The sequence below is a fragment of the Butyrivibrio sp. genome, assembly GCF_024699075.1.
This window is the reverse complement of sequence record NZ_JAILQF010000139.1, coordinates 1-10,195: the sequence shown is the minus strand read 5'-3', so window position 1 is coordinate 10,195 and position 10,195 is coordinate 1. Positions and strand designations below refer to the sequence as shown.

Annotated in this window: 9 protein-coding genes and 1 pseudogene; all 10 read left to right on the top strand. The window is 40.4% G+C overall.

Features of this window, described 5'->3' with window-relative positions:
• The first annotated feature begins 229 nt into the window (after nt 1-229).
• Nucleotides 230-733 (top strand): acyl-CoA thioesterase, encoded by a 504-nt coding sequence (locus K6G87_RS05495; protein ID WP_073388356.1) that lies wholly within the window; start codon nt 230-232, stop codon nt 731-733.
• Nucleotides 734-872: 139 nt separating this feature from the next.
• Entirely contained in the window at nt 873-1,799 is a 927-nt protein-coding gene (ptb, locus tag K6G87_RS05490; RefSeq protein WP_296834789.1) for a phosphate butyryltransferase, read from the top strand.
• Between the two features lie 183 nt (nt 1,800-1,982).
• Nucleotides 1,983-3,050 (top strand): butyrate kinase, encoded by a 1,068-nt coding sequence (gene buk / locus K6G87_RS05485; RefSeq protein ID WP_296834788.1) that lies wholly within the window; start codon nt 1,983-1,985, stop codon nt 3,048-3,050.
• A 263-nt stretch (nt 3,051-3,313) separates the two neighbouring features.
• Nucleotides 3,314-5,890 (top strand): preprotein translocase subunit SecA, encoded by a 2,577-nt coding sequence (gene secA, locus K6G87_RS05480; RefSeq protein ID WP_296834787.1) that lies wholly within the window; start codon nt 3,314-3,316, stop codon nt 5,888-5,890.
• Nucleotides 5,891-5,903: 13 nt separating this feature from the next.
• Entirely contained in the window at nt 5,904-7,046 is a 1,143-nt protein-coding gene (gene prfB, locus K6G87_RS05475; RefSeq protein ID WP_296834786.1) for a peptide chain release factor 2, read from the top strand.
• A 109-nt stretch (nt 7,047-7,155) separates the two neighbouring features.
• On the top strand, nt 7,156-8,358 hold the full coding sequence (locus K6G87_RS05470; RefSeq protein ID WP_296834785.1) for an AAA family ATPase: 1,203 nt from the start codon (nt 7,156-7,158) through the stop codon (nt 8,356-8,358).
• Between the two features lie 399 nt (nt 8,359-8,757).
• Nucleotides 8,758-8,907 (top strand): 50S ribosomal protein L33, encoded by a 150-nt coding sequence (gene rpmG / locus K6G87_RS05465; protein WP_022754399.1) that lies wholly within the window; start codon nt 8,758-8,760, stop codon nt 8,905-8,907.
• Between the two features lie 27 nt (nt 8,908-8,934).
• Nucleotides 8,935-9,174, top strand: a complete 240-nt coding sequence (gene secE, locus K6G87_RS05460) for a preprotein translocase subunit SecE (protein ID WP_022754398.1) — start codon at nt 8,935-8,937, stop codon at nt 9,172-9,174.
• A 54-nt stretch (nt 9,175-9,228) separates the two neighbouring features.
• A complete protein-coding gene (gene nusG / locus K6G87_RS05455; protein ID WP_022754397.1) occupies nt 9,229-9,849 on the top strand; it encodes a transcription termination/antitermination protein NusG in 621 nt (206 codons plus the stop codon).
• Between the two features lie 252 nt (nt 9,850-10,101).
• Nucleotides 10,102-10,195: pseudogene (locus tag K6G87_RS05450) on the top strand (50S ribosomal protein L11); the annotation flags it as partial.

Sequence of the window (10,195 nt, the reverse complement as noted above, 5' to 3'; positions counted from 1 at the left end):
TTCTTGAATGTAAATTACAGAAACGCGCATTTACTGCGTGTTTCGTGATTCGATGAATCGGTTGGCAATAGAGCCTTCGACGAAGTCGAACTCAATTGGCTCTATTGCTGCATTTTTGAATCTATGATTCAAAAATGTATGATAAGTAAAAACTTACGTTATACAGATTATATTAGTAAATATAAATATTGTATAATTAGCTTATGTTTATCTTTTTTTGGAGGTATTTATGGTAGAAGACAACATTAAACGTGAACTTGGATATAAGACTGTAGAAGATTCCAAGGTTGAACGATATAAGGTTATGATGCACGAAGATATCAATGGATATGGCCGCCTTTTTGGTGGTAACCTTATGCTCATGATCGATGAAGCAGCAGGTATTGTTGCTACAAGACATTGCGCACATACAGTTACAACAGCTGCTGTTGATAATCTTCAGTTTAAAAAGCCAGCTTTTCTTATGGATATTGTAGTTATAGAAGCTTATCTTACTTATGTAGGCAGGACTTCAATGGAAGTGAGAGTTGACACTTATGTTGAAGATAGAAAGACAGGTCTTCGTCATGTAATAAACAGAGCATATCTTACAGAAGTATGCCTTGATGATAATGAAAAGCCTATTACTATTCCTTACGGTCTTAAGATCGAGACAGAGTGCCAGAAAGCAGAATGGGAAGGTGCTCTTAAGAGAATTGATATGCGTAAAAAGCGCAGAGCAGAAGGCTTCTAAAAACTATTATCACCATATGAGCAGTATTGAAAATTGATATATGGTGTGTTATTATTTTAACAAATGCTTGAATAAAAGGGCGCTATAGGATTCTATAGTCGCTCATAAATCACGGATATGTGAAAGGAGAAGTTACAAAATGAGTAAGAGTTTTGATGATATCCTTGCAAAACTTAAAACAACAGGCAAAAAGAAGCTTGCAGTTGCATATGCACAGGATGAGCATGTATTGGAGGCTGTAGAGCTTGCACACAAGAAAGGCATTGTTGATGCTGTTCTTGTAGGTGATGCAGATAAGATCGCTGAGATCGCAAAAACTCTCAATATGAATCTTGATGAGTATGAAGTAATTGACGTTAAAGATATGCAGGAAGCTGCTACATGTGCAGTTAAGCTTGTACATGATGGCAAAGCTGATATCTACATGAAGGGTTCTCTTGATTCCAAGACTTTCCTTAAGAGTGTTCTTAACAAAGAAGTTGGTCTTCGTACAGGCCAGACACTTTCTCACGTTTGCGTTTTCGAAATTCCGGGTATCGACAGACTTCTGTTCCTTACAGACGTTGCATTCCTTCCTTATCCAACACTTGAAGATAAAAAGCAGATCATAGAATATACAGTTAATGTTGCAAGAGCTTGCGGCGTAGATATGCCTAAGGTAGCTCCTCTTGCTGCTGTAGAAGTTGTAAATCCTAAGATGCCGGTTACTGTAGAAGCTGATGAGCTTACTAAGGCTTGCGAAGCAGGAGAGATCAAGAACTGCATAGTTGATGGACCTCTTTCCATGGATCTTGCTATCGATCCTGAAGCTGCTAAGTTCAAACCAGGTGCTGAGAGCCGTAAGATCGTTGGTGATGCTGATATCCTTCTTTTCCCTGATATTCACGCTGGTAACCTTACATACAAGACAATCGTTCGTCTTGCTAAAGTTAAGAATGGTAACATTCTTCTTGGAACTAAGGCTCCTGTTATTCTTACATCACGTTCTGATAGTGTAGATGTTAAGCTCAACTCTATCGCACTTGCAGCTGTAGTTGCAGAAGATCAGAAGAACGGTACTTTCTAATCAATAAAAAAAGATTTTTTCTGTGAAATATAAGATCGGTGTTTTCTAAGCGATAATAGAAATGTACTTCCGGAAATATAAAATCTTGTAACTATAAATTAAAAATCAAGAATACAGTTAGTTTACGAGGTGCTCGTATGTTTAACTATTTTCTGATTTTTTCGTAAAAAAGGAGATAACATTATGGCAATCAAAAGCCTTATTATCAATCCAGGCTCAACATCAACCAAGATCGGTATCTTTGAGGATGAAGAACTTAAAATGGACGAGACTCTTCGCCACTCTACAGAAGAGATTTCCAAATATGACTCTATCATTGATCAGAAGGACTTCCGTAAGAACATCATCCTTGATTTTCTTAAGGAAAAAAATATTGATGTTAAGACTTTCGATGTAATCGTTGGTCGTGGCGGACTCTTAAAGCCTATCGAAGGCGGTACATATGAAGTTACTGACGCTGTTATCAAGGATCTTGAGATCGGTGTTCAGGGACAGCATGCATCTAACCTTGGTGGTATCCTTGCTCGTGAGATCGCAGATCAGATCGGTGTTAAGGCTTATATCGTTGATCCTGTTGTTGTAGATGAGCTCAGCGATGTTGCTCGTGTATCAGGTATGCCTGATGTACCGAGAAAGTCTATTTTCCACCCTCTTAACCAGAAGGCTGTTGCAAGACGTTATGCTAAGTCTGTTGGCAAAAAATATGAAGATCTTCGTCTTGTTGTAGCACACCTTGGTGGTGGTGTTTCTGTAGGCGCTCATGACCATGGCCGTATTGTTGATGTATATTCAGCATTTGAAGGTGATGGTGCTATGTCTCCTGAAAGAAGTGGCGGACTTCCATCCGGAGCTCTTATCAGACTTTGCTACTCAGGAAAGTTCTCTGAAAAAGAGATGCTCAAGAAGGCTACAGGCGCAGGCGGATTCAATGCTTATCTTGGAACTAACGATGCAAGAGAAGTAATGAAGAGAATCGATGCCGGCGATGAGAAGGCAAGACTTGTAATGGATGCTTTCATCTTCCAGGTATGTAAGGACATTGGTGCTCAGGCAACAGTTCTTAAGGGCAAAGTTGACCAGATCATCATAACAGGTGGTATCGCTTATAACGACAGAATCACATCAGCTATGAAAGAGAGAATAAACTTCATCGCTCCTGTAACTGTATATCCTGGTGAAGACGAGCTTCTTGCACTTGCTCAGGGCGCTATCCGTGTAATGAATGGCGAAGAGAAGGCTAAGGTTTATTGATAAGCTTCTCTGATAAAATATAGAATCATAAGGCTTCCTGTTACAAGCTATATCTGTATATATTACAGAGAGTAGCTTAGTAGCAGGAAGTTTTTTTTCATAAAATCCTTTATTAACTGCCTAGGTATTAAATTATTTACATGGTGTTAATTGAATAGACGTAATATTTTTGATATAATGCTAAACGGACTGCGACTATTTTTAAATAAATAGGTGCAGATTGGTTAATTAACACCAGATATTTTGGGGAAAGTTGGAAAGTTATGAGTTTACTCGATAAGATTATAGGTACACATTCAGAGAGGGAACTGAAGAGAATCGCTCCTATCGTTGATAAGATCGAATCACTTCGTCCTGCAATGCAGGCTCTTACAGATGAAGAGCTTCGTGCAAAAACAGATGAATTCAAAAAACGTCTTGCTGATGGCGAGACTTCAGACGATATAATGCCTGAGGCATATGCTGTTGTAAGAGAAGCAGGTAAGCGTGTACTTGGTATGGAACATTTCCGTGTACAGCTCATTGGTGGTATTATCCTTCACCAGGGTCGTATAGCAGAGATGAGAACAGGTGAAGGTAAGACACTTGTTGCTACACTTCCTTCATACCTGGATGCTCTTGAAGGTAAGGGCTGCCACGTTGTTACTGTTAACGACTATCTTGCTAAGCGTGATGCTGAGTGGATGGGCAAGATTCACGAGTTCCTTGGACTTACAGTTGGTATCGTTTTAAACGGTATGAATTCTGATGAGCGTCGTGATGCTTATAATTGCGATATTACATATGTTACCAATAATGAACTTGGTTTCGATTATCTTCGTGATAACATGGCCATTTATAAAGAGCAGTGCGTTTTAAGAGGCCTTAACTTTGCCATCATCGATGAGATTGACTCAATCCTTATTGATGAAGCAAGAACTCCTCTTATCATTTCCGGTCAGAGCGATAAGTCAACTAAGCTTTACGAGGCTTGCGACATGCTTGCTAAGCAGATGCAGCGTGGTGAAGACGTTGGTGATTTTTCCAAGATGGATGCTCTTATGGGTCTTGAACAGGAAGAGACTGGTGACTTTATAGTTAATGAGAAGGATAAGCTCGTTAACCTTACAGCACAGGGTGTATCCAAGGTTGAGCGTTATTTCCACATTTCAAACCTTGCAGATCCTGAAAACCTTGAGATCCAGCACAATATAATCCTTGCTCTTCGCGCCAATAACCTTATGGCAAGAGACCATGACTATATTGTACGTGATGATGAAGTTCTTATCGTTGATGAATTCACAGGTCGTGTAATGCCTGGTCGTCGTTATTCAGATGGTCTTCATCAGGCAATTGAAGCCAAGGAACATGTTAAGGTTAAGCGTGAGTCCAAGACTCTTGCAACTATCACATTCCAGAACTTCTTCAATAAGTTTAATAAGAAGTGTGGTATGACAGGTACTGCTCTTACAGAGGAGCAGGAGTTCCGTGATATCTATGCACTCGACGTTGTAGAGATTCCTACAAACGAGCCTGTTGTCCGTAAGGATCTTCAGGATGCTGTATATAAGACCAAGAAGGAAAAATATGAAGCAGTTGTAGAAGCTGTTAAGAAAGCTCATGAGAAAGGACAGCCTGTTCTTGTAGGTACTATCACTATCGAGACTTCAGAGCTTCTTTCCAAGATGCTTAATAAAGCAGGCATCTCTCACAACGTACTTAATGCTAAGTTCCATGAGCAGGAAGCTGAGATCGTAGCTGAAGCTGGTAAGCACGGCGCTGTTACAATCGCAACTAACATGGCTGGTCGTGGTACTGATATTAAGCTTGATGAAGAGGCAAGAGCTGCTGGCGGTCTTAAGATCGTAGGTACAGAGCGTCATGAATCAAGACGTATTGATAATCAGCTTCGTGGACGTTCAGGTCGTCAGGGAGATCCTGGTGAATCCAAGTTCTATATCTCACTTGAAGATGACCTTATGAGACTCTTTGGTTCAGAGCGTCTTATCAATATGTTCAATACACTTGGTATTCCTGAAGGACAGGAGATCGAGCACAAGGCTCTTACAAAGGCAATCGAGTCTGCCCAGAAGAGAATCGAGGAGAACAACTTCGGTATTCGTAAGAACCTCCTTGAATATGATGCTGTTAATAATGAGCAGAGAGAGATCATCTACAAAGAGCGTCGCCGCGTTCTTGACGGTGAGTCTCTTCGTGATAACATCTACAAGATGATCACAGATATAGTTGAAGAGAGCATTGATACTGTTATAGGTGATGGACAGAATATTGATGACTGGGATCTTAAGGAGCTCAATGAACTTCTTTTGCCAACAGTTCCTCTTAAGCCTGTAACAAGAGGACGTATTACAAAGAAGTCCAAAGATGGTCTTAAGCAGCAGCTCAAGGAAGAGGCAGTTGCTCTTTATGAGGAAAAAGAGACTGAGTTCCCTGAAGCAGAGACTATCCGTGAGATCGAGCGTGTAATCCTTCTTAAGGTTATCGACCGTAAGTGGATGGATCACATCGATGATATGGATCAGCTTCGTCAGGGTATTGGTCTTCAGGCTTATGGTCAGCGTGATCCTAAGGTTGAGTACAAGATGGCCGGTTATGATATGTTTAATGAGATGATGGCCGGAATCAAGGAAGATACAGTAAGACTCCTGTTCCATGTACATGTTCAGGAGAAGGTTGAACGTGAGCAGGTAGCCAAGGTTACAGGTACCAACAAGGACGAGTCTGCTAAGAAGGCTCCTGTTAAGAGAGCTGCAGTCAAGATAAGACCAAACGATCCATGCCCATGCGGTAGTGGTAAGAAATATAAGAACTGCCACGGAGCTCAAGGCGGAGTGGAGTAATCAGAGGTATAAAATGGTAGTATTAGATAACATGAAGATTGAGATTCAGAATTTGAAGCCTACACTTGATGAGGTTACAGCTTCACTGGATCTTGAGAGCAAGAAGAAAAGAATTGAAGAATTAAACCGTGAGATGGAAGAGCCAACCTTCTGGGATGATGCTGATAAAGCCAACAAGAAGACCAAAGAGCTCAAAAACATGCAGGATCTTATTGAGAAGATGGAGCATCTTAATGTTCAGTACGGCGACATCATTGACATGATCGATATGTGCAATGATGAAGGCACAGAAGATAATGATATGGCAGATGAGATAAGAGCTGACCTTGATGAGTTCGAGAAGGTTCTTGAAGAGATTAGAATTGCCAATCTTTTAAATGGTGAGTATGACAAATGTAATGCGATCCTTAAGCTTTCAGCTGGTGCCGGTGGTACAGAGGCATGCGACTGGTGCTCAATGCTTTATCGTATGTACACAAGATGGGCTGAGCGTCATGGCTTCAGCGTTGAGGTTTTAGACCTTCTTGATGGTGATGAAGCTGGTATCAAGTCAGTTACATTCCAGATCAATGGTCTTAATGCATATGGATATCTTAAGTCTGAAAGAGGTGTTCACCGTCTTGTACGTATCAGCCCTTTCAATGCGCAGGGTAAGCGTCAGACTTCTTTCGTATCCAATGATGTAATGCCTGATATTGAAGAAGATCTTGATATCGAGGTTCGTCCTGAAGAGATCAGAATTGATACATATCGTTCAAGTGGTGCAGGTGGACAGCATATCAACAAGACATCATCCGCTATTCGTATCACTCACTTTGAAACAGGTATCGTTGTTACTTGTCAGAATGAGCGTTCACAGTTCCAGAACAAGGATAAGGCTATGCAGATGCTCAAAGCTAAACTCCTTATGCTCAAGATGGAAGAGAATGAAGCCAAGCTCGCCGGTATCAGAGGCGAAGTTAAGGATAATGCTTGGGGAAGCCAGATCCGTTCTTATGTACTTCAGCCATATACAATGGTTAATGACACAAGAACAGGTGAGAAAGTTTCAAATGCTGACGGCGTTTTAGATGGAGATCTTGATCCATTTATCAATGCATATCTTAAATGGCTTGCAACTGGTGGTAAACCGGTTGGTGATGTTGAGGAAGAATAATTTTTCTGATAATACATGAACTTTATGGGGGCGGCCTTATTTGGGCCGTCCTTTTTGGCAAAAGAAATAGAAGTACCTTAAGGATAGCGTAGTTGGCGAAAGGAGTCGTATGCTTATTCAGTTTACTGTTAATAATTATAAAAGTATAAAGGATACTATAACTCTTGATCTTCAGGCGGTCTCTGGTGTCAGCGAACACAAGGACCACATTATAGATAGAGGTGATGATGAACTTCTTCCGGTAGCAGTAATTTATGGCTCAAATGGAAGCGGAAAGTCAAATCTACTTAAGGCTATTGAACTTGTAAAAGGGATAGTCCTTGGCAGGAAAGATTGTAAAGAGGCAGTTCCATTTTATTTTTCCAAAGAAAGCAGAAATAATCCCAGCAAGTTCGAGATAATTTATGCTTCAGACAGTGCTGAGTACAGATATCGTATCCATGTTAAAGACGGCAGCATAATATATGAAAGTCTTGACAGGCTTCGCAACGATAATTACAGACGTTCATCCGTATTTGAAAGAAAAGAAGATGAGTTAACTGTAAGGAAAATATTAGGATTAGACGATAGTAAGCTTGAAAAAACGAAAGAGATTACAGGAAGCGATAGCTTTCTTGGAAGCCTTATGCATCTTTTTCCGGAAAATGAGATAGTAAGTGATGCTGTCAATTTCTTTGTAAAAGGTCTTGACCTTATGCAGGATGAAAGAAATGCAGACGTACTTCTTACTGATGCCCTGTCACAGGAAGATGTGTGGGACCTGTTCAGAAATATGATCGCTGAGCTTGATCTTGATATTGTAGATCTCAAGGTCATGGGCGAGAGGATATATGTAACGCACAGGATCGGTGATTCTGAATATGAGATCATGCTTGATGACGAGTCTTCAGGAATCAGGAAGACAATATATCTTCTTCCTGTTATTGCCAACAGTCTTATTAAGGGGCAGGCTGTAATGCTTGATTCGGGTATGCTTGAGCTTCATCCATCAGTCCTTAAGCATATTCTTGGATATTATCTTAATAGAAACAGTAATCAAAGAAAGGCTCAGCTGATCCTGACTTCTTATGATATGGTGACACTTGATAAGGACTTCCTTCGCCGCGATGAGATCTGGTTTGCAGCAAGGAGTGATCGCCAAAGGACTGTGCTTTACAGCCTGGCAGATTTTGTAGTCCAGGAAGACAGGCTCAAAGACAAGAAGTATGCCAAGAGATACCTCGAGGGCGTATACGGCGCCGATCCCTTTATTCGCAACGTCATCAACTGGAATGAAGTTTTTGTGGAAAAAGAAAATGATGAAACTGACTAAATAATTTGAGACTCAAAAATACAATGATAAAATGATTAAAAGATTTGAGACTCAAAAATACAATGATAAGACTGACTAAAAGAATTGAGACTCAAAAATACAATGATAAAATGACTAAAAGAACTGAGACTCAAAATACAATGATAAAACTGACTAAAAGATTTGAGACTCAAAAATACAATGATAAAAATGACTAAAAGATTTGAGACTCTGTAAAAAATATAATTATGGAACTGACAAAAAGATTTGAGCCACAGTATATAATAATTACAAAAAAATATTGACGAATTCACGGCTCTATGATATTCTAGTACAGCGACATGAAATTTTAGGTCTTTTTTTTATGCATAAAATTTGACCTTTAAGTAAAAAAGATAGAAAGCGCGCGGAGGTAGAGAGATGCGTACAAGAATTACACTTGCTTGCACAGAGTGCAAGAACCGTAACTATGATACTACAAAGGATAAGAAGACTCACCCTGATCGTATGGAGATCAAGAAGTACTGTCCTTTCTGCAGAAGACACACAATCCACAAGGAGACAAAGTAATCCTGCGACAGAAGGGAGACCGATACAATGGGAGAATCAGATAAGACAGAAGTTAAAGCTTCTGAAAAGAAAGAGCCTAAAAAGAACACAATCAGTTCTTTCTGGGAAGGACTTAAATCTGAGTTTGCTAAGATTACTTGGCCTTCTAGAGAGACAGTTGGTAAGCAGACAGTAGCAGTAACTATTATCTGCGCGGTTATGGCTGCTCTTATTGCTGTTCTTGATTATGTTTTCGGACTTGGCTTAAATTTCATTCAGAGCCTGTAATCTGAGATGTTTGATAGTTTTCGCAGTGTGCAGGAATTTGATGAGGAGATGCAAATGGCAGAAGAAGAAAAGAACAACATGAGCGAAGCTGCAGAATCAGTTGAAGCTGAGAACGTAGCTGAAAGTCAGGATGCCCTCGCTCCGGAAGATAAGACTTCTGAAGCAAAATGGTATGTTGCTCATACTTATTCAGGATATGAGAATAAGGTAAAAGCCAATCTTGATAAGACAATTGAAAATCGTCATCTGGAAGATCAGATTCTTGAGGTACGTGTTCCGCTTCAGGACGTAGTTGAAGTTAAGAATGGTGCCAAGAAGACTGTTCAACGTAAGATGTTCCCCGGTTATGTCCTTGTTCATATGATCATGAATGATGACACATGGTATGTAGTACGTAATACCAGGGGTGTTACAGGTTTCGTAGGTCCGGGATCTAAGCCTGTTCCGTTGTCAGATGCTGAGATCAAGCCTCTTGGTATTAAGACTCAGAATGTGACAGTTGATTTTGAAGTTGGAGACGAGATTGCTGTTGTTGCAGGCGTTTGGAAAGATACTGCAGGTATCGTTCAGCGTATGGATTACAGCAAGCAGACAGCTACAATCAATGTAGAACTGTTTGGTCGTGAGACTCCTGTTGAGATCAGTTTTGCGGAAGTACGCAGAATCGATAGCTGATCTGTGTTTTGAATGCAATGTATCATGCTCATGTCTGTTGGTTAATGGACTGTTGAGAAGATACATGTATATAAATGTCTTATGCGTATGCATGAGCATTCCTATTATGATATAGAGCACTTCGCTTTATATAGATATATTCACCTATGGAGTGGGAGCAGAAGGACATTTGCTCATAGAGCGGTTTTCTGACTTGTCAGATTGCCTGATTCTTTTGCGCTCAACCACATATTTTCTTAGGAGGAAGCCAAAATGGCAAAGAAAGTCGAAGGATACATTAAGTTACAGATCCAGGCCGGCAAAGCAACACCGGCACCGCCAGTTGGACCAGCTCTTGGTCAGCACG

What these genes read in the sequence shown, in the direction of transcription:
- secA (WP_296834787.1), top strand. Translation starts at nt 3,314, where the DNA reads ATGAGTTTACTCGATAAGATTATAGGTACACATTCAGAGAGGGAACTG.
- K6G87_RS05495 (WP_073388356.1), top strand. Translation starts at nt 230, where the DNA reads ATGGTAGAAGACAACATTAAACGTGAACTTGGATATAAGACTGTAGAA.
- K6G87_RS05470 (WP_296834785.1), top strand. Translation starts at nt 7,156, where the DNA reads ATGCTTATTCAGTTTACTGTTAATAATTATAAAAGTATAAAGGATACT.
- rpmG (WP_022754399.1), top strand. Translation starts at nt 8,758, where the DNA reads ATGCGTACAAGAATTACACTTGCTTGCACAGAGTGCAAGAACCGTAAC.
- nusG (WP_022754397.1), top strand. Translation starts at nt 9,229, where the DNA reads ATGGCAGAAGAAGAAAAGAACAACATGAGCGAAGCTGCAGAATCAGTT.
- buk (WP_296834788.1), top strand. Translation starts at nt 1,983, where the DNA reads ATGGCAATCAAAAGCCTTATTATCAATCCAGGCTCAACATCAACCAAG.
- prfB (WP_296834786.1), top strand. Translation starts at nt 5,904, where the DNA reads ATGGTAGTATTAGATAACATGAAGATTGAGATTCAGAATTTGAAGCCT.
- ptb (WP_296834789.1), top strand. Translation starts at nt 873, where the DNA reads ATGAGTAAGAGTTTTGATGATATCCTTGCAAAACTTAAAACAACAGGC.
- secE (WP_022754398.1), top strand. Translation starts at nt 8,935, where the DNA reads ATGGGAGAATCAGATAAGACAGAAGTTAAAGCTTCTGAAAAGAAAGAG.